General features: G+C 64.8%; 19 protein-coding genes. 7 read left to right on the forward strand and 12 right to left on the reverse strand.

Annotation, left to right across the window (positions count from 1 at the left end):
* Positions 1-74: 74 nt before the first annotated feature.
* From ACG873_RS16290 to ACG873_RS16300, 3 genes are all read right to left on the reverse strand, one after another.
* Positions 75-1,199 carry a sugar ABC transporter substrate-binding protein gene (locus tag ACG873_RS16290; protein ID WP_394893058.1) on the reverse strand — a complete coding sequence of 375 codons (1,125 nt, stop codon included), beginning with the start codon at positions 1,197-1,199 and terminating at the stop codon, positions 75-77.
* 186 nt (positions 1,200-1,385) lie between these two features.
* Positions 1,386-2,384: an ABC transporter permease gene (locus tag ACG873_RS16295; protein ID WP_394893060.1), complete on the reverse strand. Its 999-nt coding sequence runs from the start codon at positions 2,382-2,384 to the stop codon at positions 1,386-1,388.
* 37 nt (positions 2,385-2,421) lie between these two features.
* The gene (locus ACG873_RS16300; RefSeq protein ID WP_394893549.1) at positions 2,422-3,210 is read right to left on the reverse strand and encodes an ATP-binding cassette domain-containing protein; all 789 of its coding nucleotides are present in this window, start codon (positions 3,208-3,210) and stop codon (positions 2,422-2,424) included.
* A 210-nt stretch (positions 3,211-3,420) separates the two neighbouring features.
* Here ACG873_RS16300 and ACG873_RS16305 point away from each other — a divergent pair, with 210 nt between their 5' ends.
* From ACG873_RS16305 to ACG873_RS16325, 5 genes are all read left to right on the forward strand, one after another.
* Positions 3,421-4,401: an NAD-dependent epimerase/dehydratase family protein gene (locus ACG873_RS16305; RefSeq protein ID WP_394893062.1), complete on the forward strand. Its 981-nt coding sequence runs from the start codon at positions 3,421-3,423 to the stop codon at positions 4,399-4,401.
* 50 nt (positions 4,402-4,451) lie between these two features.
* The gene (locus ACG873_RS16310) at positions 4,452-5,447 is read left to right on the forward strand and encodes a substrate-binding domain-containing protein (RefSeq protein ID WP_394893063.1); all 996 of its coding nucleotides are present in this window, start codon (positions 4,452-4,454) and stop codon (positions 5,445-5,447) included.
* 156 nt (positions 5,448-5,603) lie between these two features.
* The gene (locus ACG873_RS16315; RefSeq protein ID WP_394893551.1) at positions 5,604-6,389 is read left to right on the forward strand and encodes a FadR/GntR family transcriptional regulator; all 786 of its coding nucleotides are present in this window, start codon (positions 5,604-5,606) and stop codon (positions 6,387-6,389) included.
* 78 nt (positions 6,390-6,467) lie between these two features.
* The gene (locus ACG873_RS16320) at positions 6,468-7,544 is read left to right on the forward strand and encodes a tartrate dehydrogenase (RefSeq protein WP_394893553.1); all 1,077 of its coding nucleotides are present in this window, start codon (positions 6,468-6,470) and stop codon (positions 7,542-7,544) included.
* A 46-nt stretch (positions 7,545-7,590) separates the two neighbouring features.
* Complete coding sequence (locus ACG873_RS16325; protein WP_394893065.1) at positions 7,591-8,487, forward strand: NAD-dependent epimerase/dehydratase family protein; 897 nt, start codon at positions 7,591-7,593, stop codon at positions 8,485-8,487.
* A 213-nt stretch (positions 8,488-8,700) separates the two neighbouring features.
* Here ACG873_RS16325 and ACG873_RS16330 read toward each other — a convergent pair whose 3' ends face one another.
* Positions 8,701-9,690, reverse strand: coding sequence for a hypothetical protein (locus tag ACG873_RS16330; protein ID WP_394893067.1), 990 nt, complete (start codon positions 9,688-9,690; stop codon positions 8,701-8,703).
* A 227-nt stretch (positions 9,691-9,917) separates the two neighbouring features.
* Between ACG873_RS16330 and ACG873_RS16335 the strand changes: the two genes are divergently transcribed.
* Complete coding sequence (locus ACG873_RS16335) at positions 9,918-12,944, forward strand: hypothetical protein (RefSeq protein WP_394893068.1); 3,027 nt, start codon at positions 9,918-9,920, stop codon at positions 12,942-12,944.
* 36 nt (positions 12,945-12,980) lie between these two features.
* Here ACG873_RS16335 and ACG873_RS16340 read toward each other — a convergent pair whose 3' ends face one another.
* From ACG873_RS16340 to ACG873_RS16360, 5 genes are all read right to left on the reverse strand, one after another.
* Positions 12,981-16,193, reverse strand: a complete 3,213-nt coding sequence (locus ACG873_RS16340; protein WP_394893070.1) for an efflux RND transporter permease subunit — start codon at positions 16,191-16,193, stop codon at positions 12,981-12,983.
* Positions 16,190-17,770 (reverse strand): efflux RND transporter periplasmic adaptor subunit, encoded by a 1,581-nt coding sequence (locus tag ACG873_RS16345; RefSeq protein ID WP_394893072.1) that lies wholly within the window; start codon positions 17,768-17,770, stop codon positions 16,190-16,192. The genes ACG873_RS16340 and ACG873_RS16345 overlap by 4 nt, the downstream gene beginning before the upstream one ends.
* 36 nt (positions 17,771-17,806) lie before the next feature.
* Positions 17,807-20,347 carry an NAD-dependent epimerase/dehydratase family protein gene (locus ACG873_RS16350; RefSeq protein WP_394893073.1) on the reverse strand — a complete coding sequence of 847 codons (2,541 nt, stop codon included), beginning with the start codon at positions 20,345-20,347 and terminating at the stop codon, positions 17,807-17,809.
* Positions 20,348-20,592: 245 nt separating this feature from the next.
* Entirely contained in the window at positions 20,593-21,030 is a 438-nt protein-coding gene (locus ACG873_RS16355) for a CBS domain-containing protein (RefSeq protein WP_394893075.1), read from the reverse strand.
* Between the two features lie 100 nt (positions 21,031-21,130).
* On the reverse strand, positions 21,131-21,808 hold the full coding sequence (locus tag ACG873_RS16360; protein WP_394893077.1) for a superoxide dismutase: 678 nt from the start codon (positions 21,806-21,808) through the stop codon (positions 21,131-21,133).
* Positions 21,809-22,255: 447 nt separating this feature from the next.
* Here ACG873_RS16360 and ACG873_RS16365 point away from each other — a divergent pair, with 447 nt between their 5' ends.
* On the forward strand, positions 22,256-22,516 hold the full coding sequence (locus tag ACG873_RS16365) for a PepSY domain-containing protein (RefSeq protein WP_394893078.1): 261 nt from the start codon (positions 22,256-22,258) through the stop codon (positions 22,514-22,516).
* 207 nt (positions 22,517-22,723) lie between these two features.
* On the opposite strand, the gene ACG873_RS16370 is transcribed toward ACG873_RS16365, so the two are convergent.
* From ACG873_RS16370 to ACG873_RS16380, 3 genes are all read right to left on the reverse strand, one after another.
* Positions 22,724-23,248 (reverse strand): hypothetical protein, encoded by a 525-nt coding sequence (locus tag ACG873_RS16370; RefSeq protein WP_394893080.1) that lies wholly within the window; start codon positions 23,246-23,248, stop codon positions 22,724-22,726.
* A 128-nt stretch (positions 23,249-23,376) separates the two neighbouring features.
* Positions 23,377-23,850 (reverse strand): DUF2269 family protein, encoded by a 474-nt coding sequence (locus ACG873_RS16375; protein ID WP_394893082.1) that lies wholly within the window; start codon positions 23,848-23,850, stop codon positions 23,377-23,379.
* Positions 23,850-25,139 (reverse strand): SDR family oxidoreductase, encoded by a 1,290-nt coding sequence (locus ACG873_RS16380; RefSeq protein WP_394893083.1) that lies wholly within the window; start codon positions 25,137-25,139, stop codon positions 23,850-23,852. The genes ACG873_RS16375 and ACG873_RS16380 overlap by 1 nt, the downstream gene beginning before the upstream one ends.
* Between the last annotated feature and the right edge of the window lie 58 nt (positions 25,140-25,197).

Here is a 25,197-nt window from a genome sequence, read left to right on the forward strand (position 1 = left end):
CCGCGACGCTGGCGACCCCCTCTCCCCGTTCTTCACGGGGAGAGGGTAAGGGTGAGGGGCAGCGCGAGCCTTGCCTACTGGTTCGCTTCCGACTGGCCCATGATCTCCTGCGCGGTAAAATTGATGCCGCAGGTCGGGAACGAGTTTCCGACGAAGAAATTATCGGACTGGTCGGGGAAGTAGTCCACGTTCTCCTTGAAGTCGGGATCCTCGACGATCGCCAGCGGCAGCTTGACCGACTGGGGAACGACATTGCCTTCCAAGGCCGCGATGGCCGTCTTGATGGCGACCGCGACCTGCGCCGGTCCGGTGCCGGCCGAGGAGCACTTCAAGCCTTCGGCAGAGAATTTGGCGCAGAACTTGCGGAAGCCGTTCTCGGTCTCGGCGCCGATCGGCACCCAGGGGTGCTTGGCGTCGATCATCGCCTGCACGACGCCGGTGTCGCCGCCCTGCGCGGTGATGCCGTCGAACGTCTTGTGCACGGCGATGGCGTCGGCGGTCGCCTTCTGGGCAGTCGGGTCGTCCCACTTGCCGAGAACCTCGACCACTTCCCACTTCTTGCCAGATGCCGCGAAGGTCTCGTGGATGCCGTTGTGGCGGTCGGTATCGACCGACGTGCCGGCGACGCCGCGCACTTCGAGCACCTTGCCGCCTTCCGGTAGATGCTTGATCAGCCAGTTGGCCCACAGCACGCCGAGGCCTTTCTGGTCGACGTTGACGTTGATCGCGTCTTCGGTGTCGAGAATGTTATCGAAGGCCACGAGGATGACGCCAGCATCTTTGGCGCGCTTGATGACTGGCGCGAAGGCTGTCGGGTTCTGCGCGTTGACGACGATCGCGTCATAGCCTGAATCGATGAAGTTGTTGATCGCCGAGATCTGCGCCGGCACGTCCTCGCCGGTGGAGACGACCTTGAACTCCTTGAGCTTCGCCGCGACCTCCGGCTGCGCGGCATAGGCCTTGGCGGTCTGGATCATCTGGATGCGCCAGGTGTTGGCGATGTAGCCGTTGGCAAGCGCGATCCGGAACGGACCTTCCTTCTTCGGGTATTTCAGGAATTTGGTGTCGGCCGACCACGGCGCGAAACATTCCGGCTCGGCGGATGGGCCGGCCACGATTTCCGGCTCGGCCATGGCCGTCGTATTCAACATGACGAGTGCAGTGGCGGCAACGATGCCGCCGATTACGGTCCTGATCATCGATATTCCTCCCGTTTGCAGATATTGGCTGTGCTTCTGTCCTTCTCCCATGCCCCGCGCCGGCAGCCGAAGCGCGCCGGATCGGAATCCGTATTCAACCGTTGACCGAAACTCCTCCTCAGGTAGCGATCGCCGGCAAGACCTGCTTTATCCTATGACATGCCCTTATCCGGCACTCCGTGCCCGTTATTCCGACTGGCGGAAGTTGCGCACCCGTTCGAACAGCACCGCGAAGATGATGGCGCCGCCGATGAAGGTGCCCTGCCAGAAGGCGTTGATGCCGAGCAGGCCGAGGCTGTTGCGGATGACCTCGATCAGCGCGGCCCCGACAAGCGCGCCGAATGCCGTGCCGACGCCGCCGGCGAGATTTGCGCCGCCGATGACTGCCGCTGCGATGACCTGCAGTTCCAAGCCGGTGCCTATGTTGGTGGTGATGGCGCCGAGCCAGCCGGTCTGGATGATGCCGGCAATGCCCGCCGAAAGCGCCGATATTACGTAGACCGCGACCTTGATCGGCTTGACCGGCACGCCGGTCAGCGTCGCTGCATGCTCATTTCCGCCGATGGCAAAGACGTGGCGGCCAAACTTGGTCCAGCGCAGCACGAAGCCGGTCAGCAGCGCCAGCACGATCATGTAAAGCACAGGGTTGGCGATGCCGAACAGCCACGCGCCGCCGCCAAGCGCCAGAAGCTTGTCGTGATCGGGACCGAATTCGAAAACCACCGTGTTTCCGGAGGCCACCATCGCCAGGCTGCGGGCGATCGACAGCATGCCGAGCGTCACCACGAAAGATGGAAAGCCGAGATAGGCGATCAGTATCCCGTTGAAGGCGCCGATGACCAGCGCCGTGCCGATTGCGGCGGCGATGCCGATTTCGATGCCGTAGCCCGCATGCATGGTGACGCCAAGCACCATCGAGCACAGGGCAAGCACCGAGCCGACGGACAGGTCGATGCCGCCGGTGATGATAACCATCGTCATGCCGAGCGCGATGATCGCAACGAAGGTGACATTGCGGGTGATGTTGTAGAGGTTCCTGGTTGTCGCGAAGGAGTCCGTCGCAAAAGACAGGAATATGCAGGCGAGGATGACGGCGACCAGGACCCAGAATGTCTGGCTGCCCAAAATTGCCGAAAGCCAGCTCTGCTGCTTTTGTTCGATAGTCTGGTCAAGAGTGATTGCCATCGTCGACCTTCGTTCCTCCCAATGCTGACGAGCAGCTCTACGATACCTGTTCGATGGCGCCGGTAATGAGCCCGGTGACTTCTTCCGGCGAACTTTTGGCAATCTGCTTGTCAGCGACTTTGCGGCCGCGCCGCATCACGATCACCCGGTCGGCCACGTCGAACACGTCGGGCATGCGATGGCTGATCAGCACGACCGCTATGTTCTGGTCGCGCAGGCGCCGGATAAGATTCAGCACCTCGGCCACCTGACGCACCGAGATCGCCGCCGTCGGCTCGTCCATCAGCACGATCTTGGCGTTCGACAGCCTGGTGCGGGCGATCGCCACCGCCTGGCGCTGGCCGCCGGACATCTTCTTGACGAGATCGCGCGGCCGTGTTTCCGACTTCAGTTCCTTGAAGATTTCGCCGGCGCGCCGGTACATCGTCGCATAATCGAGGACGCTGAGCGGCCAGATTCCCCTGCGAAGCTCGCGGCCGAGAAAGACGTTCGCCGCCGCGGTCAGGTTGTCGCACAGCGCCAGGTCCTGGTGGACGATCTCGATGCCGTGCCGGCGCGCGTCCACCGGCTTGTGAAGCACCAGGTCCGCGCCATCCATCTTCATCATGCCTTGGCTTGGCGCGAAATTACCGGCGATCATCTTGACCAGCGTCGACTTGCCGGCGCCATTGTCGCCCATCAGGCCGACAACCTCGCCGGGCTCAATGGCAAGCGACACGTCATTGACTGCCTGGATGGCGCCGAAATGTTTTGAAATATTGTTGAGTTCTAGAACCGCCACCCGATTTCCTGCCTTCCGTACCGCCGCCAGCAGTCCGGAACCGATCGATCGGTGAACGCGGACGCCATCGGCAAAATGCCGTTTGCCTTTCCCCTCCCAGGCGAAACGCTGCCGCAAATTATGCCCACCCCGGAGCGGGCGTCAATCGCGATTGTCGGACAAATCGACCGGGAGTTCGGAAAAATCCGTTTTATAGGACAAATACCCGTTGACGGGCGAAGTTCGCCGATATTAGTTGGCCGCGGGAGGAAGCGGATGCTTATCCTTGTCACCGGAGCCACGGGCAAGGTCGGGCGCAGCCTGATCGCTCGGCTTATATCCGATCCGCGGTTTTCCGGGGCTCGCATTCGCGCGCTCTGCCATAACCGCCTGCTCGACGAGACCGATCGCGTGGAAGTCGCGCGCGGCTCGATCGCCGACCGCGAGGTGGCTGCCGCGGCGCTGGATGGCGTGACCCATGTGGTTCATCTCGCCACCTGCAAGGAAACGCCCGACCAGGTCATGGACGTGACGGTCAAGGGCCTGTTCTGGCTGCTGGAGGAATTCCGCCTGAGCCCGGCGGCGCGCCAGTTCATCCTCATCGGCGGCGACGCGGGCGTGGGCCATTTCCATCACCGCCACGACGGGCCGATCACCGAGGACGCGCCCCACATGGCCTATCCGGGGTGCTACGCCCTTTCCAAAGTCCTGGAAGAGGTCTTGCTCGAGCAGTTCGGCATCCAGTACGATACCAATGGCTGCTGCCTGCGCGCGCCGTGGATCATGGAAAAGGACGACTTCAAGTACACCCTGTCGTTTGGCGACGACGTATTCGGCGGGCCGGACTGGAAGACGCTCGTGCCGGAGGCCGACGCCAGGCGCTATGCCGAGGACGGCACGGTGCCCCTGCTGCGCGACGCCGAAGGCCAGCCGCTGAAGCGCAACTTTGTGCATGTCGACGACCTGGTCTCTGCGATTCTGGCGGCGATCGACAACCCGCGCGCCAAGCGGCAGCTCTTCAACATTTGCATGGATCGCCCCGTCGACTATGGCGAGGTCGCCGCATATCTGGCCCGCACGCGCGGCCTGCGGTCCATCGACATTCCAAGCCGGTTCCACTCGAACTGGATGGATAACAGCAAGGCCAAGTATTTCTTGGACTGGCAACCCGACTACGATCTGGAAATGCTTGTCGATTCGGCCTGGCAGTACGAGCGTTCGCAGAACGATCCTCGCACTGTCTGGTATCCGGGTTGATTTTGTGTGGCGGGCACGTCGTGTCCGTCTGTTTTAAAAGGGAGGAATGAATGAGGAAATTGTTATTGCTCACCGCTACCGCCGCTTTGGCGCTCGGGGCGAGCCAGGCGCTCTCGCAAGAGAAGAAGCAGCTGGTCATCGTGGTGAAGGGTCTCGACAACCCCTTCTTCGAGGCGATCAACCAGGGCTGCCAAAAGTGGAATTCGGAAAACGCCAATTCCGAATATGAATGCTTCTATACCGGCCCGGCATCGACTTCGGACGAGGCCGGCGAAGCGCAGATCGTGCAGGATATGCTCGGTAAGCCCAGCACGGTGGCGATGGCAATCTCGCCGTCGAACGCCAAGCTGATCGCCCAGACCATCAAGACAGCCAATGCGACCGTGCCGATCATGACGCTCGACGCCGATCTCGCCAAGGAAGACGCAGCACTTCGCAAGACCTATCTCGGCACCGACAACTACCTGATGGGCAAGCGCATTGGCGACTACATGAAGGAAGCGAAGCCGGATGGCGGCAAGGTGTGCTCGATCCAGGGCAACCCCGGCGCCGACAACATCGCGCGGCGCGCGCAAGGCTGGCGCGATTCCCTGTCGGGCCAGGAGGGGCTGACGGAGCTCAAGGGCGAAGGCGGCTGGACCGAGGTTGCCGGATGCCCGGTCTTCACCAATGACGACGGCACCAAGGGCGTGCAGGCGATGACGGATATCCTCGCCGCCAACCCCGACCTCGCCGGCTTCGGCATCATGGGCGGCTGGCCGCTGTTCGGCGCGCCGCAGCCCTATCGCGACCTGTTCAAGCCGATGGCCGACAAGATCGCTAGCAACGAGTTCGTCATCGGCGCCGCCGACACCATCGGCGACGAAGTGGCGATCGCCAAGGAGGGCCTGGTGACCGCGCTCGTCGGCCAGCGGCCGTTCGAGATGGGCTACAAGGCTCCGTCGGTGATGATCGACCTGATCGAAGGCAAGCCGGTCGAGGATCCGGTGTTCACCGGCCTCGACGAGTGCACGAAGGATACGGTCGACACCTGCATCCAGAAATAACCGCGCTCGAAACGCGCCCGGCAACGGGCGCGTTTCCCGCCGGTTCACCTGCCGGATGCGAACAAGCCGCCTGCGGAAGCATTCGCCGGCGGCCTGGTTTGGCCGTTGCCGCCGCGTTCGATGCGGGCAAGGGCTCAGAAAGCTGAAATGACGAAGATGCGGGAAGCAAAAGCAAAGCGGCTTCGGGCACCGGCCGACCTGGCGGCAGCCGCCCCGCGCTCCCCGACCGCCTGGCGCTCCGACGCCGCTCGCATTCCGGGGACCAGCGTGCACGCCTCGCTGGCCAACGAGATCGGCCTTCGCATCGTGCGCGGCGATTATCCCCCCGGCAGCATCCTGCCGAACGAGGCCAAATGGTCGGAGACTTTCGAGATCAGCCGCTCGGCGGTGCGCGAGGCCATCAAGATGCTGATGGCGAAGAGCCTGCTCGCCTCGCGTCCGAAGGTGGGCAGTTGGGTGGAGCCCAGGGAGCGGTGGAACCTGCTCGATCGCGACGTTCTGGGCTGGTACGCCATGTCTCCCGACCGCGAGGCGTTCTTGCGGACCGTCCAGGAATTCCGCCATATCATCGAGCCGGAGGCGACTGCACTTGCCGCGGAACGCCGGTCGGAGGAGCAGATGGCCGAGATCAGCGCCGCCTGCCGCGAGATCGGCGAGGCGAATTCGCTCTCGGCCCGGACCCAGGCCGACACGCGTTTTCACTTGGCGATCCTGCGCGCGTCCGGCAACGACCTGCTCGTCCCGCTCGGCGTGCTGATCGAATCGGCACTGAGCCACCTGTTCGCCTTCACCACGCGCGAACTGAGCGACCTGCCCCAGGCGCAGAAGCTGCATGAAAACATCGAGAAGAACATCCGCCTGCAACGCCCGGACGCGGCGCGCAACTCGGTTCGCAAGCTCCTGGCCAACACCGACAAAATCATCTCGCCATCGCATCAATAGCCATCGGAACACTGGCGCGAGGCGCATCGGCGAGATGCGCGGGCGCGCCGCAACGGAATTGAAAGGCGAATGCCGATGATGCAGACATTTCGCGTAGCGGCGATCCCGGGCGACGGGATAGGCCAGGAAGTCATACCGGCCGGCATCGAGGTGCTGGAGGCCGTCGCGCGCCGGGACGGCGCGTTCCAGCTGCGCTTCGACGCGTTCGACTGGGGCTCGGACCACTACAAACGGCACGGCGTCATGATGCCCGCCGACGGCCTAAGCCGGATCAGGGAACACGACGCCATCCTGTTCGGCGCCGTCGGCGCTCCGGACGTGCCCGACGACGTGACGCTCTGGGGGCTTCGGCTGGCGATCTGCCAGTCCTTCGACCAGTACGCCAATGTCCGGCCGACGCGCGTGCTGCCCGGCATCGTCAGCCCGCTGCGCGGCGTTAACGGCGGCGAGCTTGACTGGGTGATCGTCCGCGAAAATTCCGAAGGGGAATACTCCGGCCAGGGCGGGCGGACGCATCGCGGCCTGGCGTCGGAAGTCGCGACGGAAGTTTCCGTCTTCACCCGCACCGGCGTCGAGCGGATCATGCGCTTCGCCTTCAAGCTTGCCCGCTCGCGCCCGCGAAAGCGCCTGACCGTCGTGACCAAATCGAACGCCCAGCGCCACGGGATGGTGCTGTGGGACGAGATCGCCGCGGAAGTGGCCGGCGAATTTCCGGATGTCGCCTGCGACAAGATGCTGGTCGACGCCATGACCGTGCGCATGACGCTGCAGCCGCAGTCGCTGGACACGATCGTGGCGACCAACCTCCACGCCGATATCCTTTCCGATCTCGCCGCCGCACTTGCCGGATCGATCGGCATCGCGCCCACGTCCAACCTCAATCCGGAGCGAAACTTCCCGTCCATGTTCGAGCCGATCCACGGCTCGGCCTACGACATCGCCGGCAAAGGCATCGCAAATCCGGTTGCGACGTTCTGGACGGCGAGCCTGATGCTCGGCCATCTCGGCCAGCACGCCGCCGCGGCCCGGCTGATGCGTGCCGTCGAGCGGGTCACGCGCGACGCCTCGCTCCACACCCCGGACCTGGGCGGGAGGGCGACGACGCGCATGGTGACCGACGCCGTGATCGGCGCGATCGACGGCGAAAACGAATAGGCAAAACGGGGCCCCTGCCCCGAGACAACAAAAGCGGAGATTTACGATGTCCAAGCGGATCATGTTCACCGGCGGAAGCGGCAAGGCGGGAAAGCACGTCGTCCAGTATCTCGTCGAGCAGGGCCACCAAGTGCTCAACATCGACACGAAGCCGCTCGACAACCCGAAGGTCCGGACGCTGATCGCCGACATCACCGACAGCGGCCAGGTCTTTAACGCGCTGTCGAGCTATATGGGCCTGCACGAATTCGATCCGTCGCTCCGGCCGCAGCCGGTGGACGCGGTCGTGCATTTCGCCGCCATCCCCCGCATCATGATTACGACCGACAACGAGGTGTTCCGCATCAACGCGCTCGGCACCTATAACGTGATCGAGGCCGCGGTGAAGCTCGGCATCAGGAAGGTGGTGATCGCGTCGAGCGAGACGACCTACGGCCTGGTCTTCGCCAACGAGCCGCGCGAGCCGGCCTACTTTCCGCTCGACGAGGAATACGATGTCGACCCGATGGACAGCTACGCGCTGTCGAAAATCGTCAACGAGCAGACGGCGCGCGCCTTCGCGCTGCGCAGCGGCTTCGACATCTATGCGCTGCGCATCGGCAATGTGATCGAGCCGCACGAATACAGCCTGTTCCCGAAATGGTTCGCCGACCCCGGATTCCGCAAGAGGATCGCCTGGAGCTACATCGATGCGCGCGACCTGGGGCAGATCACCGACCTTGCCGTCAAAAAGGACGGGCTCGGCTACCAGGTGTTCAACGCGGCGAACGACGACACCTCGTCCGACCTGCCGACGAAGGAACTGCTCGAACGCTTCTACCCGGGGGTGCCCGTCAGGCGCGAACTCGGCGAATATGAAACGTTGCTCTCCAATCGAAAGATCAAGGAAGTTCTCGGCTTCCGCAGTGCCCACAGCTGGCGTAAGTATGTAGCGAAAGGCTAGCTTCGCGCGAGCCGGACTAAGGAAGGCGCGGACGGCGCAGGACGGCAACGACCGCATCGTCTACGAGACCAACGCCGGGGCGGCTGATCTGCGACAGCAATGGCAGCACCGCTGACGGCCGCTACCTCTTCGCACGCTGCACGCCGGGCTGGCGCTCATCAACGCTGATTTCTTCATTGTGTGAGAACAAAACCTGTCCCGGGTCGTTTCCCGTCAGGGCGGCGAAGCGGGTGCAGGGGCTGCGGACGCCCCAGCCACCGGTTCGAAACTTCGCGGATTGGCGTTCTTCGGAACTTCCAGCCATGCCCGGTCGAGCGATTCGACCAGCGGCTGATAATCGCTGGCCGGGATCTGGTCGAGACCGTTTCCCGCTGCCAGAAATACGGCAAGATGCCGGTCGACGGCGGCGGGATCGACGATCGCCAGGCCCAGCGCGACGAGGTCCTCGGCGATCGAGTCCTGCGGCGGCAGATATGCCTCGGCCGCGCCGAGCCGGGGGCTGGGGGCGGGAAGCTTGACCATCGCGATACGTGTCACGGAAGGCTGGGCCGCGGGACCGATGATCGTGGCGCCGCACATGAGCCCCGCCAGGATGCTGACAGGCGGCGTGGGTGGGACCAGAAAATAGACGAAATGCGCATCGCCTCCCGGCTCGCGCAGGTCGAGATGGACAGTTCGCTTTTCGACCGAAACCGATCCTTCGAGACGGAGCAGGCCGGTCGGTAGGACCTCCGCGTAGCTTGCCCGCAGCCGGTTGGGAGTTGGTCCCGGCGCGATCGACAGTTCTCCCCGGATGATCCGGGCGCGAAAATAAGGCGACCAGGCGTGGGAATAGCACGCGTAGGTGCCTGCGAGCATGAGCCCGCGCTCTGGCTGAGCGGCAAAGCCGTTCGAAACCTCGATGTGCCGCTTCAGCGTTTCGCGGTCGCGATTGTGCCGAACGCAGATCGCGTCGAGGAAAGCCTCGGCGTCCGATTCGGCGATCCAGCCGCTGGGCTGGTCGAGATCGAGCAGCCTGGCCCAGTCCTCGTAAAGTTGAAGCTGGCGCGGACTGGCGCGGCCCTGCATCCATTTGTGAGCGCGATCGATGTCGAAAGGCGTCGCAGGGTTGATGCGCCGGAAGGCCGCCGCGAGATCCTTGATCGTGATCGTGCCCAGCACGGCGGCCGTAACCCGCAGCTTGCGGTCGATATCTCTCGCCACCGTTGTTCCTCTCGCGGAATTTCCATGGCCCTTTTCCAGGAAAAGACACTGAATTCCAAGTCCTTTCCGCACGCAAGCGGTTTTCAAGGCGACCTTTTTAAAGCAGAGGTTGTGCGCACAACGAACGACCTCCGTTACACGCACCAACATACGGGCAAATCGAGCCGATTCGGCCCGGGGGAGGTTGTTTTGACAGTTGCAGCAGACTCGTGACAGAGGCGGGATACATGGCGATCATTTGCAGCACAGAGACAAGGGTCAACAGCCACACGGTCGATCATCAATTTGGCCCGCAGATCACGGCGCTTGCCGGCGGCGGCTGGGTGGTGGTGTGGGAATCCCGCGACTACGACACTTCTCGCTATGACGTCTTTCAGCAGGCCTATAATGCCGACGGTTCGGTCCGGGGCGGCGAGGTCCGGGTCAACAGCTATGTGCCAGGTGATCAGTACGATCCGCAGATCACGGCGCTTGCCGACGGCGGCTGGGTGGTGACGTGGCAGTCCGACTTCGACGACGGTTCTTTCGAGGAAGTCTTTCAGCAGGCTTACAATGCCGACGGTTCGGCCTGGGGCTTCGAGGTCCTGGTCAACAGCCATACGGACTTAGACCAACACGCACACCAGATCACGGCGCTTTCCGGCGGCGGCTGGGTGGTGACGTGGCAGTCCGCCGGCCAGGACAGTTTGGGGTACGGCGTCTATCAGCAGGCCTACAAGACCAACGGTTCGGCCTGGGGCCGCGAGGTCCGGGTCAACAGCTATGAGAACTCTGACCAGGACTCACCACAGATCGCGGCGCTTGCCGACGGCGGCTGGGTGGTGACGTGGGGGTCCTATGGCCAGGACGGTTCGAGCTACGGCATCTACCAGCAGGCCTACAATGCCGACAGTTCGGCCCGGGGCGGCGAGGTCCGGGTCAACAGCCATGTGAACTCTAACCAGGACTTAGCACAGATCGCGGCGCTTGCCGACGGCGGCTGGGTGGTGACGTGGCAGTCCGACGGCCAGGACAGTTTGGGGTACGGCGTCTATCAGCAGGCGTACAATGCCGACGGTTCGTCCCGGGGCGGCGAGGTCCGCGTCAACAGCCATGTGACAAGTAACCAGGAAGGTCAGCAGATCGCGGCGCTTGCCGACGGCGGCTGGGTGGTGACGTGGCAGTCCGACGGCCAGGACAGTTTGGGGTACGGCGTCTATCAGCAGGCGTACAATGCCGACGGTTCGTCCCGGGGCGGCGAGGTCCGCGTCAACAGCCATGTGACAAGTAACCAGGAAGATCAGCAGATCACGGCGCTTGCCGACGGCGGCTGGGTAGTGACGTGGCACTCCGACGGCCAGGACAGTTTGGGGTACGGCGTCTATCAGCAGGCCTACAATGCCGACGGTTCGGCCCTGGGCCGCGAGACCCAGGTCAACAGCTATGTGATACATGACCAGGTCAATCCGCAGATCACGGCGCTTGCCGACGGCGGCTGGGTGGTGACGTGGCAGTCTGCCGGCCAGGACGGTTCCGGCTGGGGCGTCTATCAGCGCGTCTTCCATGCCGGAAACTCCGGGACGGCGGGCGACGACTACCTGATCGGCTTTGATGTCCCGGAGACACTCTCCGGTCTTGCAGGCAACGACACGTTGGCCGGCAACGGCGGCAACGACGTGCTGAACGGGGGCGCCGGCAGCGACACGCTCATCGGCGGGCTCGGCGCGGATGCGCTCGACGGCGACAATGGTATCGATTATGCCAGCTATGCCGGCGCGACCGCCGGCCTGACGGCGCGGCTCGATAACCCCGGTCTCAACACCGGCGAGGCCGCCGGCGACAGCTATGTCGGCGTCGAAGGTCTGATCGGCAGCGCCTTCAATGACGTTCTCGTCGGCAACGGGCTTGCCAACACACTTCGTGGCGGCGATGGCGACGACACGCTCATCGGCGGGCTCGGCGCGGATGCGCTCGACGGCGGCAATGGTGCCGATTATGCCAGCTATGCCGGCGCGACCGCCGGCCTGACGGCGCGGCTCGACTTCCCAGGTCTCAACACCGGCGACGCGGCAGGCGACACATACAACAGCATCGAAGGGCTTATCGGCAGCGCCTTCAATGACACGCTCGGCGGCAATGGCTTGGCCAACACGCTGAATGGCGGGGCCGGCAACGACACGCTCAACGGCGGCACGGGCAACGATACCTACATTGTCGACAGCATAGGCGACAAGGTATTCGAGGCGAACGGTGCGGGCACCGGCACGGATACCGTGCAGACCAGCGTCAGCTTCTCGGTGGCGTCGCAGTTCGTCGAGAACATGGTGCTGCTGGGCGCCGGCTCGATCAACACCGTCGGAAACAACCTCAACAACACCATCACCGGCAATAGCGGCAACAATGCCCTCGATGGCCGCGGCGGCGCAGACACGATGAGCGGTGGCACCGGCAACGACACCTATTATGTCGACAATGTGCTCGACCGCACAATCGAGGCCAATGGCGCCGGCACGGACACCGTGCAGACCAGCGTCAGCTTCTCGGTGGTGTCGCAGTTCGTCGAAAACATGGTGCTTTTGGGCACCGACTCGATCAACGCCATCGGCAACAACCTCAACAACACCATCACCGGCAATGCCGGCAACAACGCCATCGACGGGCGCGGCGGCATTGATGTCATGCAAGGCGGCTTGGGCAACGACACCTACTATGTCGACAATGTGCTCGACAAAACGATCGAAGCCAATGTCGCCGGCACCGACACCGTCTACACCACCGTGTCCAAGGCTTTTGTCGACCAGTTCGTCGAGGTGATCCGGCTCTCCGGCTCGGGCAACATCAACACGACAGGCAACAGCCTCGCCAACACCATCGTCGGCAACGGCGCCAACAACGGGATGAATGGCCGGGAAGGCGCCGACACCCTGACGGGCGGCTACGGCAATGACAGCTTCGTCTTCAACACGGCGCTCGGTGCAACAAACATCGACACGATCACCGACTTCAAGCCCGTCGACGACACGATCCAGCTGGACGATTTTATCTTCACGCAAGCCAGTGGTAGCGGCGGTGGCGGCCTCGGCACCTTGTTGGCCGGCCAGTTCAGGATCAACAACACAGGCGCCGCACAGGACGCCGACGACCGTATCATCTACGACAGCGAATCTGGCAGGCTTTGGTACGACAGCAACGGCAACGCCGCTGGCGGCAACTACCTGTTCGCCGAGCTCTATGGCGGACACGCGCTCACCAACGCCGATTTCTTCATCGTGTGAGGAGCGTCCGCCCAAAACATCGGGGAGGCCGCGTGATCACTCCAGTTTGGCCGGAGAAGCCTGCTCGGCCGCGGCCACCGTCTTGCCGCCACGCCGTTTCTCCAGCCAGCGGCTGTAGCGGCGCGTCAGGGCCTGGTGCACCCGTTCGCCGAGAACCAGCATGCACGGCGTGAGCATCAGCGTCAGGAAGGCGGAAAAGGCGAGCCCGCCCGCGACGGTGGTCGACAGTTCCGTCCAGTACTGAGTCGACGGCGCGCCGTATTGGATCTCGCGGGCGATGAGGTTGACGTTGAGGCCGAGTATCAGCGGCATCAGGCCCAGCACGTCGTTGATCGAGGTGAGAAAGACCGGCCGGAGGCGCTGCGCGCCGGTGCGCAGCGCGGCATCCTCGGAATCGCGGCCCTTTCGCCGCATTTCGTTGTAGGTGTCGATCAGGACGATGTTGTTGTTGACGACGATCCCTCCGAGCGAAATGACGCCAAGCCCGCCCATGACGATGCCGAAGGGCCGGTCGGTCAGCAAGAGGCCGATCAGGACGCCGATAATGGAAAAGACGATGGCGCTCATCACCACCAGCGCCTGGTAGATATTGTTGAGCTGCGTCACCAGCACGAGGAAGACGAGCAGCACCGCGGACACGAAGGCGATCAGGAGGAAGTTCGATGCCTCGTCGATATCCTCCTGCTGGCCGACGAAGCTCGCCTCGACGCCCGGCGGCAGCCCTTCTTGCTCCAGCGCCTGCCGCATCTCTTCCACCTTTTCCGCCGGCAGCTCATCTTCCGCGACATCGCTCTCGACCGTGACGACGCGGCGCGTATCCACCCGCCGGATGATCCCGGTCTTTTCGGCCGGTTCGATGGTGACGAAATTCGTGATCGGCGTCTGGCCGCGCGCCGTGGCGATGGTCAGGCGCGACAGCCCGTCGAGCGTGCGTTCGTGGGCGGGGAACCGCACCACGATATCGACAGCCTCCTCGCTGTCTTCCGGGCGGTATTCGGCGAGCTTCAGCCCCTGCGTCAGGAGCTGCACGGCCTGGCCGAGGGTTGCAACGTCGACGCCGAACCGGGCGGCACTTTCCCGGTCGACCGCAATGCGCCACTCGACGCCGGGGACGTCGGTGGTATCTTCCACGTCGGTGAAGCCGCCGATCCGGCTCATCAGCGCGCGCGCCTGGCCGGCGGCTTCTTCAAGCGTCGCGACATCCTCGCCGAACAGGCGCAGTTGGATCGGCTTGCCCTGGGTCGGGCCCTGCTCCTGTTCCGTTGCCGTGATGCTGACGCCGGCGATGCCAGCGGTCCGCCGGCGCACTTCCTCGATGATCCTGGCGGCGCGGGGCCGCTGGTCCCATTCGAGCAGGTCGAGCTGCAGAATGCCGACGGTATCGGCCGATATCTGCTCCGCCTGCAATCCTTCCGCCCCTTGCGCGCCCTGGTCGATGGTGCGCGAATAGATGTGCCGGATGCCGCCGACGCCGAGGATGGCGTCGCCCACCTCGCGCACCATGCGGTCCTTCTCGTAGACGGACAGGTTGTCGCGCGCCTTGACAGTGACCTGCACGAAACGCGGCTCGATCTCGGGAAAGAACTCGACGCCTCTGCCGAAAAACAGATAGGCCGCGATCGCCACGGCAAGCAGCGCGAAGGTCGCGACGAGCGTCGTCGCCGGCCAGCGCAGCAACCGCCTCAGGACGCCGACATAGAGGCCCGTGACGCGGTCCAGATCTTCCAGATTGCCGGATTCGGCCGCCGACAGCGCGGTCTCCTCCTTCTGCGGTCGCGGATTTCGGCGCCCGATTAAGCTGCCGAGGACCGGAATGAAGATCAGGCCCATAGCGAGCGACGCGATCATGATCACAATGACCGTTATCGGCAGGAACTTCATGAATTCGCCGACGACGCCTTCCCAGAACAACAGCGGAATGAACACGCAGAGCGTGATCGCCGTCGAGGCGAGGATCGGCCCCGACATGCGCTTGGAGGCTTCCTTGTAGGCCTCGGCCGGCGGCTTTCCGCCGGCCATCCAGCGGTCGGCGAGTTCCGTCGTAACCACCGCCGAATCCACCAGCATGCCGAGCACCAGGATGAGGCTGAACAGCACGATGATGTTGAGCGTGTAGCCCATCCACCAGATGGCGATGATGCCGGCGAGAAACGACGCGGGGATCGACAGTCCCACCAGCAGCGCGTTTCGCCAGCCGAGCATGGCGACCGTCACGATCATGACGAGCAGGACCGCGGCGATGACGTTGTTCTGCAGGTCGCCGAGCGTCTCGCGCACCTCCAGCGACTGATCCTGCAGGAAGGTCACCGAGACGCTGTCCGGGATCAGCGGACCGCTCTGTTCCAGCAGCGCCTTCACGGCCTCGATCGTCTCGATGATGTTGGCGCCGATCCGCTTCTTGACCTCCAGCGCCACCGCCGGCTGTCCGTCGATGCGCGCGAACCCTGGGGGATCCTTGAAGCCGCGCCGTACGGCGGCGACGTCGCCCAGCCTGACGACCGTATCTCCCGAAACCTTGACCGGGATCGCACGCACGTCCTCGACATCCTCGATGACGCCCGGAACCTTGAGCGCGAGCTTGCCCGCGCCGGTATCGATCGACCCTGCGGCGACGAGCTGATTGTTGCGCTGGACGCGTGCCAGCAATTCCTCGAACGGAACGCCGTAGCTTTCGAGCGTGCTGGGATCGACGAGAATCTCGAGAGCCTGCTCCCGCGCGCCGCCTATATCGACCTCCAGCACGGTCGGAAGCGTCTCAATGCGATCCTTGAAATCCTCGGCAAGATCGATGAGCGCGCGCTCGGCGACCGGTCCCGACAGGACGACCGTGAGCACCGGGAACAGCGCGACATTCACCTCCTGCACGACGGGCTCCTCGGCCGCGAGCGGCAGTTCCGCCTGGGCGGTCTCGACCGCCTGCCGCACGTCCAGCTCGGCCTGGTCGGGATCGAATCCCGCCGTGAACTCTAGCGTCACCGACGCAAAACCCTGCGCAGCCACGGCGCGCATCTCGTCGACGCCTTCGATCGACTGCAGCTCGCGTTCGAGCGGACGCACCAGGAGCCGCTCCGCGTCCTCTGGCGAAATGCCCTCATAGACGACCGAAACGTAGATGATCGGGATAGGCACGTCCGGCGCCGATTCCTTGGCTATGCGCAAATATGCGAAGGCGCCGGTGACCAGGATCAGCACGAACAGGATCGTCACCAGGCGGTTGCGGCCGAAGGCGCTTTCGATCAGCCGCTTCATTGCGGAGCCCCCTGCCCCGCGCCCTCACCTGCGGCTCCGCCGGTGGGGGACCCGGAATCCGCCGGCGCGCCGGGACCGCCGGCGCCCGGCGTGGACGCCCCTGCCCCGCCTTGCGGCGCAGCCGGGGCGGGAGCCGGCGGCTGGGCGACCGGTGGAGACGGTATGGTGGGCGGCGTCACGCTGGTGGAAGGCGCGGGAACGGGTTCAATCGGCGGGGCGCCCGTGTCGCCGGTTGCACCCGGCTGCGCACTTCCCCCTGTCTGCGGAACGGCCTGGCCGGCCGCACCGCCCGCCGCCTGCCCCGCGGAAGGAGCGATGCCCGCCGCACCGCCTGCCGCCTGTCCGGCGGAGGGTGCGACGCCGGCGGAGACGGCGTCGGCGCCGATCTTTTCGCAGAGTTCTTCGGCCGGCGGGGGATCGGCGAGCTCTTCGGCGGCATCCAGCGGATCGGAACGCACCGTGGAGGTCGGCGACGGAGCGCCCTGCGGAGCATTGGCGGCGGCGCCGGCGGCGGCCGGCCTGTTGCTTTCCTCGTTCGCCACGCGGACGCTTTCGCCTTGCCGGACGAATCCCTGGCCGGTCGAAATCAGTTGCAGCCTGTCCGGCAGTCCGCCTATCCAGACCCCGTCTGTCTCCGCATGCAAGATCTCGACCCGGTGGAAGGCGGCCTTGCCGTTCTCGTCCACGGATTTGACGCCGAGTTCGCCGGCTTCGTCGAGAGCGAGAATCGCCGGCGAAACGAAATGCGCCTTGACCTCGCCGGTCTTCAACCGCAGTTCGGCACTAACGCGGGAGGGAATGCGCCGGTCTTCGTTCGGCACGCGGACCTCCACCCGGAAGGTTCGGGTCTCGGGATCGGCCGCTGGGGCTATGAAGCAGACCCTGCCCTTGGCCAGCCCTCCGGTGGCCAAACTCACCAGCGCCACGCTGCCGCGATCGACCTTCCCGACGTCGCGCTGGGAGACATTCAGCATGACACGCAGCGGCGAGTTGTCCACGACTCTGATGATCGGCCCTCCCGCCGCGGCGAACTGGCCGGCGTTCACGAAAACGTCGCTGACGATGCCGGGTATCGATGCCTCGACCTCCGTATCCTCGATTTCCTCCCGAACGTTGGCGAGTTCGGCGCGGGCGCTCTCCAACTGGGCTTCGAGTTCGCGCACCCGGCTCTCCGCCGCGAAGCCGTCCTTCGCCAGCTGGCGCATGCCTTCCAGGTCCGCCTCGAGCGTCTTTACCAGCGCCTGCGCGCTTTCGCGCCGGCTCGATCTGGCGTCGAGCCGGATGCGCGCCACGACGGCGCCCGCGCGCACCTGATCGCCTTCCTGAACGATGATCTCGTCGATGGTGCCGGCCGCCTGCGCGACGACATCGGCCGTGCGGAATGGCTGCGCGCCGCCTTGCGCGAAGATGTACTGCGGAACCGTCCGCGCCTCGGACGTGCGCACTTCGACCAGCGTCGGCTGTGCCGTTGCCGCCCTATCCTCCACGTCCTCGTCGCCGCCGATGATGTACCCGCTGGCGAGCCACGCCGCGGTGGCGACGAAAAGGCCGATGGCTATCCAGGAGGAGGTCTTCAATGCGAGGATCCTGTGCTGTTCCTATTTCCGATCCCCTCAGACGATCACCCGGTCCCAGCCGCCATAACGTTCCTTGCTGCGCTTGCCGCGCGGCAGGCTCAGCCCGATCAGCAGCAGGCCGGCCGCCACATCAGCCCAAATCCCGAGGCCCGTCGCGCCGTCGAGCATGAACGGCGATGCCGCGATCCAGGCGCCCAGCGCGATGTTCAGGAAGCGGACCGGGCGGGCGACCTCGCCCATCGCGGTAACCGCGACCATGATCACCAGGCAGCCGGCGATATGATCGCTGTAATAGAGCGGCGGCTCGGTCCCAAAGAGCAACGGCGTCGTCATCAGGAGCGCCCCGAGCGCGGTGCTGGCGACGAGGGTCCAGGGGAAATTGACGCCGCCGGTGACGAATTCGCGCAGGATCTCCCCCACCGGACGGTCGAGATCGGGTCCCGGCGTCTGATCCTCCGACAGGGACGGGCCGCCGCGCCAGAAGGTGCGCCAGAACGGCTCCCCTGCGCGGCTCGCGCCATAGAGATATTGGCAGCCCGCCAGCACCTCGTCGACCGAATAGGGGATCAGCACAACGGTGACCGCGGCCTGCACAATGCACAGCGTGCAAAGGGCTCCGATCAGCGGCGGCTGGATGATGATGAAACTGACGCTGACGACGCCGAGCGGGACGATCAACAGCCCGAACAGCAGCACCATCCAGGGCATGGTGCGCCAGCGGCGGCGGTCGCCTATGGCGCCTGCCAGGATGTCGAGCGCATAGGTGAACGCGCCCAGCCCAGCGTCGGCGATCGGGAATCCCTTCGACACCCAGGATGTCACGACGGCCTCGCTGCCATTGCCGAACGGCGATGCGCCCGGCCCGAAGAATGGGTCCCACAGGCCGTCGATATGGCCGAGCTGGAAAGCGGCGAGGTAGCGCGACACGAACAGGCCGACGAAGGCCAGCGCGATGATTGGAATGCGCTGGGTGAAGCTGGATGGCGAATAGCTCCATCCGAGCGGCCTGTCGTCGTCAGCCGCAAGCGAGCGGCGGCTGATTGCTGGCGTCGGCGGGATCATGACCGCGAAAGCCACAACCAGCATGCCGATCAGCGTGTCGACGGCGTACGCGGCGGCGCTGGTCGTCCAGAACGCCAGCGGCGCAAACAGCACCCACAACCCGACGGCGGCCGTGGCCCACTGGATCCACATCCGCTGCCTGGACATGCCGGCAAACGCGAAGACAATGATCAGCAGGCCCGAGACGATTTCGCTGATCCCCATCCACACGTTGCGGATTTCGGGCGCAGCAATCTCATGCCCGAGCGCCGGCGGAACCGGCGCAACGACGGGGTCGAACAGGCCGTATGCGAACGGCGAGGCGATCAGCCAGAGGCCGAGCGCGGCGTTGGTCAGCGGCGCCCAGAGAGTGAAGCCGCGATGCCGTTCGAGCGACGCCTCGACCTCCTCCTCGCTGCGCTCCAGCGGGCCGCGCAGCCGTTCTCTCGCCTGCTCGATCTCGGGCCCGGAGGCTGCGACCGTCGAGGCGTCGAGCTTGTTCCTCGCGTACCAGTCGGTGGGGTCGGCCTTCAGCCGCGCGATCATTTCGGGCAGGGTTTCGGTCAGACTGCGCCGCGGCGTCCAGCCGAGCAGCGTGCGGGCGCGCGAAATGTCGAGTTCATAATGGTCGTCCGAGTTCTCGACCATCCAGGGACGAATGTCCGTGTCTTCGTCCAGCACTTCGGTCTGGACCCAGGAACCGAGCTTCACGACGCCCTTGGGGAGTGAAAGCGTGCGCCAGCGCTCGCCATGGATGAGGCGGCCGATGCGTTCCTGCATCTCCTGGTATGAAGGCGTTTCCTCCTCGCCGATGAGCAGGGTCGTCTCGTCGGGGAGTTCGGCGCGGCGGTCGACGGTGCGCACGACGGCGTCGACGAGGTCGTCCTTGTGCAGGTAGGGCTGGCCGTGGGTGATGTCGCCGGTGAACAGATAGGCGGTCGGCAGGCGCTCGAAGATGCGGGCGATCTGCTGGGCGATGAAGGCGGCGCGGCAGTCCTGGTCGTAGACCCCGGCGAAGCGGAGAATGACCGCCTTGATAGGCCCGCGCCGCTCCCGGATGAGCCGCTCGGTCTCGGCCTTCGAGCGCGGATAGGCCCAGGGCGGGTCGAGCGGCGAGTCCTCGTTGATCTTCGCGCCTTTCTCGGGGCTGGGCGCATGCACCAGCATGGTGCTGGAGAAGACGAACTGTTCGGTTTCGAGTTTCTTCAGGGCATCGAGAAGCCGGCCTGTGCCCTGGACGGTGACCGCCTCGTATTTGGGGTTGTCCTCCCCGGTCGTGTCGTAATACGCGGCGAGATGGATGACCGACGCGATGTGGTTGCCGGCGCGCTCGCGGATCTCCGCCATCGCCTTGCCGACGCTCTCGTCCGACGTCAGGTCGATCTCAAGCGTTTCCATGCCTTCGATCGGGCTCTTTGGCTGCATGACGTCGAGCCCGATCACGCGATAGCGGCCGATAAGACCCTTGGCTATCGCCTGCCCGAGAAAACCGCTGCTGCCGGTGATGAGGACGGTGGGAAGCGTGGCTTTCGGCATACTGGCCTCTTCAAGCTCGTCATCCCCCGGGCCGACGATCCCCTCACCCGCACCGCGGCCGGGTCAGGCGCGCCGCGGTGCGGAACCGCGCCCTTCCCGAGGCCAATCCGCGAGAAAGCGCCTCAAGGAAGATTCTCGGCCTGTTCGGCTTCGAGACCGGCTACCGCGACATCGCCGAACGGTCATTATTCCTCGCTCGGCCTGCGCTGACGAAGGCGCTGCAGCGCGTCCACGCCGCGCAGACTTCAATGCGCTGTTTGCGAGTGCTCGCCGCCGGGCCGCGAGATGTCGCCCAGCGCTTCGCCGGCCTCCGCCGTCTCTGCATTGGTCGCGAGATCGCCAAGCGAAACGATGCCGACCAGCCGCTTGTCGCGGCTGAGCACCGGCATCCGCCGTACCTTGAGTTCGCCCATATTGTGAAGGACGTCGTCGATCTCTTCGTCTTCGAAGCAATATTTGACGTCCCTGCTCATCACGTCCCGTATCTTGGCGTCGGGGCCCTTGCCCTCGGCCACGCCGCGGATCGCGATGTCGCGGTCTGTGATCATGCCGACCAGCCGGTCGTTCTCGCCTACAGGCAGAACGCCGGCATCGAGCCGCCCCATGGCCAGCGCGGCGTCGCGTATCGTCTGGTCCGGATCGGCTATCTTGACGTTCTTTGTCATGCAGTTGCTGACCTTCATGGCAGCCTCCCTAGAGTTGCGCCCCCGCACTCAATGATGACGAATGAAGGAATGAACGCAGGTCGGAAACGTTCCATCCGCCCCCGACCTGTAGGCCGCTCTAAGCTCGCATCTGCTGGCCGACGAACTGCCAGTTGACGAGACTGTCCAGCACCGCCCGAACATGTTCCGCCCGGCGGTTCTCGTAGTCGAGATAGTAGGCGTGTTCCCAGACGTCGATCCCGAGGAGCGCGGTCTTGCCCTCGGCGACGGGATTGCCGGCATCCTGGAGCCCGAGGATCGTCGGCTTGCCGTTTTCGCTCGCCAGCCAGACCCATCCGGTGCCGAACACCTTCTCCGAGGCCTCGACCATCTTCTCCTTCAGCCCGTCCAGGCCGCCGAATTCCTGCTCGACGGTTTGCGCGAATTCGCCCTCCGGAGCTACCGGGCCGCCTTTGAACTGCTGCCAGTAGAAATTGTGGTTCCAGGCCTGCCCGGCATTGTTGAAAATATCCTGATCGCCCTTCGCCTTGGCTTCGGAGATCACCTTGTCCAGCGAAAGTTCGGCGTAGGGCGTGCCTTTCGCGAGCGTGTTCAGCTTGTCGAAATAGCCCTTGTGGTGCTTGCCGTAGTGAAGGCCAACCGTCCTCGCCGAAATGGTGGGGGCGAGTGCGTCCTCGTCGAACGGCAAAGCGGGCTGTTCGAACATCGCCTGGGCGAAAGCGCGATTGGAGGGCAAGACCGTCGCAGCAATTGCGACTCCGGTCAGACCAAGCATTGTCCTGCGATCCAGCATCATCTTACGGTTCCTTTCGGTCGAGGTTGGGAGAAGAAAATCCAGCCGATGCAACCGGCAGTCCCGCGCTGGTGGCGGCGGCGCGTCCGGAGCGACGGTCCCGCGGATCGCGTCAGATCACCGGCTGCGGCGGCGTCGGTCTCGGCGGTATCGGGCCCGGTGGCACCGGAGGCACCGGGTCGGGCAACGGGTTGGGATCGGGTCCGGGACCGGGAAAAGGCTCGGGAACCGGTTTCGGCGGCGTAGCTGTCGTCATGACGGGCTCCTTTCGGGCGCAACGCGTCTCGGCGACGCCGGTTCCCGCCGGGAGAGTTCGATCACGGGAATGCATCGCGCCGATGCGCCGGGCTGCGCGGCGACCGTCTTGAGCTTCGTCCGCTTCGCGCCCGGAACTTCGGCGGGCCAATCCCGTTCTCGTTGCAAGCGGAGCGCTCATCCTGGAGGATCGTCATGCATCGCACCGTCCTGGCCGTAACAGCCGCGATTCTCTGCTGTAGTCCCGCTCTCGCGCAGGAGACGCCGGTGCCGGCTCCTCCCCAGAACGCGATGAAGCTTTCCGCAATCCTGGCCAAGGTCGAGCAACGTGACGATTTTCGTTACGTCGACGACGTCGAATGGAACGAAGAAGGCTATTATGACGTGACCTACTTCACCACCGACAAGGCGAAGGTCGAAATGAAATTCAATCCGGTGACGGGCGAGCCGCAGTGACCGTTCCTATCGCCACACCGCCTAAGCCAATCCCCGACCCGGAGCCTTCCCCACCGGTCCCGGAACCCGATCCTGCGCCGTTCCCAGGCCCGAAGCCGACGAGGGAGCATTGCGATTCAGATGATGCCGGCCTGCTCGGCTTGACCTGAATCTCGACACAACTGAGGCGGGAGGGACGCTCCCGCCTCAGTTTCCGGGCCGTAAAAACTAAGCCGTCGGTCCTTCGAACCCGGCTCTCTCGTGAGATTTCCACAGCCACAGGCCGAGCACCGCGCCGAAGAAGAACGTATGGGCGATGAACTGCACCACCGGGTTCGCATCCAGGAACCACGGGAACGTCGTCGGCGCGATCACGTAGAAATTCACGAGCCAGAGCGCGAGTCCGAACAGGCTTCCAAGCCCGATGAACGCGCCTGGACCCTGCAGCATCGTGGCAATCGCTCCGAATATGAGCCCGTAGATGACGGCGAGGATCACGTGGACGACCACGCCGGCAACACCTGCCGTCAGAAGCGAATAGCCGGGCTCGAGGGCCTCCGGCCCGAGCGCGATAGCGCCTATCATGCGCAGCGGCATGAAGAACGCTTCAGGTCCCATCATGAATGCGCTCGCAAGCATTTCGAACGCTGCAAAGACGATACCTGCAACGACACCCGCGACGGCGCCCTGCTGGAGACCCCATTTCATGTCGCTCTGTGTCACGGGCGTGTGGATATATCCGCGATAGGCCATGACGCACCTCCTTCTGTTGGAGCGCAAACCTTCAGCTGAGTCATGAACGCGGCAGCGCGTTCGCCGTTCCGGGCGGGCCTCCGTCTCACGGTGATTTGAACGCGATGAAGGCGCATGCGCCGGGCGCCTCACCACTCCAGGCTCGGCCGGGCGATCATCAGCCAGAAGATCGCAAGAACGGCTGCGAACGCCGGAAAGCCGAAAAGAAACCACAGCCGGAACAGGCGATGGTAGCGGGGCGGCAGCGGCTTTCCGGCAGCGGTCGATTGCTCCGCCAGCCTTCTCATCTCCATCTGCATCCAGACGACCGGAAGCCAGAACGCGCCGGTGACCAGATAGAGCAGGATCGACAGGGCTATCCATCCGTCCCAGAGCGAATAGCCGACATGCCAGGCCAGCGCGACGCCGGTTATGGGCTGCAGGACGACGGCAGTGGCGGTGAAGACGAAGTCGGCAACGACGACCATCCTTGCGACGGCGGCCACAGTGCGCACATCGCCCGTGCGGTGGGCGAGCAGCATGAAGAAGGCGATGCCGGCTCCGGTGCCGAGCAGCACCGACGCGCCGATGACGTGCAGGAATTTGAGCGTGAAGTACAGCATCAGCGCTCTTCCAGAATGGCCAGAGCGACAAGGTTCAGCGCCAGGATCGGCCAGATCTTGACCAGAGCGCCCAGCGGATCGCCCCACAGGCCGGGAGATAGAACGGTGGCCGCAGCCAGATAGAACAGGGAAAGCGCCAGTGCGCCGTAGAGGCCGTGCCTGGCCGTCGGACGCCAGGCGATGGCAACGCCGATGAGGACGTCCGCGAACGCGCCGGCCACGACCGCCGGCGCGGCCAGCGCTCCCGCGCCGACGCGCCGCATGAGTTCCACGCCTGCCTCGTATCCCGTCGTGAGCGACACAATGCCGGTAACCAGCCAGAAAGCGGAAAATACGGTGAACACGACCGGCTTCAGGAAGAAGAGCTTCGCAAACCAGCGTTCCTGCACGGACACCGGCTCGGCCCGCAATGCCGCCGCGAGCGGCCGCGGTTCTATGCCGGTCATCGCCGTCCAAGGCCGTGGGTCGCCCACCGCGCCGCGCGCGATCTCCTTGCGGATTGTCGTCCTCATCGCCGGCCGCCAGCCGAGCGAGCCGGCGAAATCCCCCATGCCGTAGAGGATCGTGGCCGCCCATTCGGGAACCGTAACTATTCGCGCGGGCCGCCAGCCCATCCATGCGCGGTAGCGGGCAACCACGTCCTCCATCGCCAGCCGCTCCGGACCGGCCAGTTCGAGCGTGCAGCGCGCCGGGGCGGCGGGATCGAGGAAGAAGGAGACCGTGCGCAGCACGTCGTCGAGTCGCACAACCTGAAGAGACCCGGCGTCTGGCATGACGGGCAGCCACGGCAGTGCCGCCAGACCTCGGAAGAGCGCGCTCGCGCCGAAGACGCCGCGGCCGAGCACCACGGACGGGCGCAGAATGACCCAGTCGAGGTCGCGAGCTATCAGCGCCTCGTCTCCGGCGAGCTTGGTTCGCGAAAAATCCGAAACGGCGCCCCTGTCGACTCCGATCGCCGAAAAATGGATGACGCGGCGAACGCCGGCCTCCTCGCAGGCGGCAAACAGCGTGCCGACCCCTTCGACATGGACCCCCGTCGTGGATTCGCGCGGGCTGTCCTGCAGCACGCCCGCGCAGTTCACCACGGCGTCGACGCCCGCGAGATGCGGCCGCCAGTCCTGCGCCCGCGTCGCGGCCGAAAGATCGACGGCGACTGTGCGGTCCGCCGCCGCGATGGCGGGAGCGTTCTCGCTACGGACGATGGCGACGACCGCATGGCCCTCGGCGTAAAGCCTGGCACAGACCGCCGAGCCGATGAAGCCCGTCGCCCCGGTGACCATTACCCGCATGCCGCATCTCCGGTTTCGTCCTGGAGGCGCATCATGCGTCGGCAGCAGCCGGGTGTCG

Origin of the sequence: Allomesorhizobium aridi, from assembly GCF_043769475.1 — a bacterium.
Lineage (GTDB): Bacteria > Pseudomonadota > Alphaproteobacteria > Rhizobiales > Rhizobiaceae > Allomesorhizobium.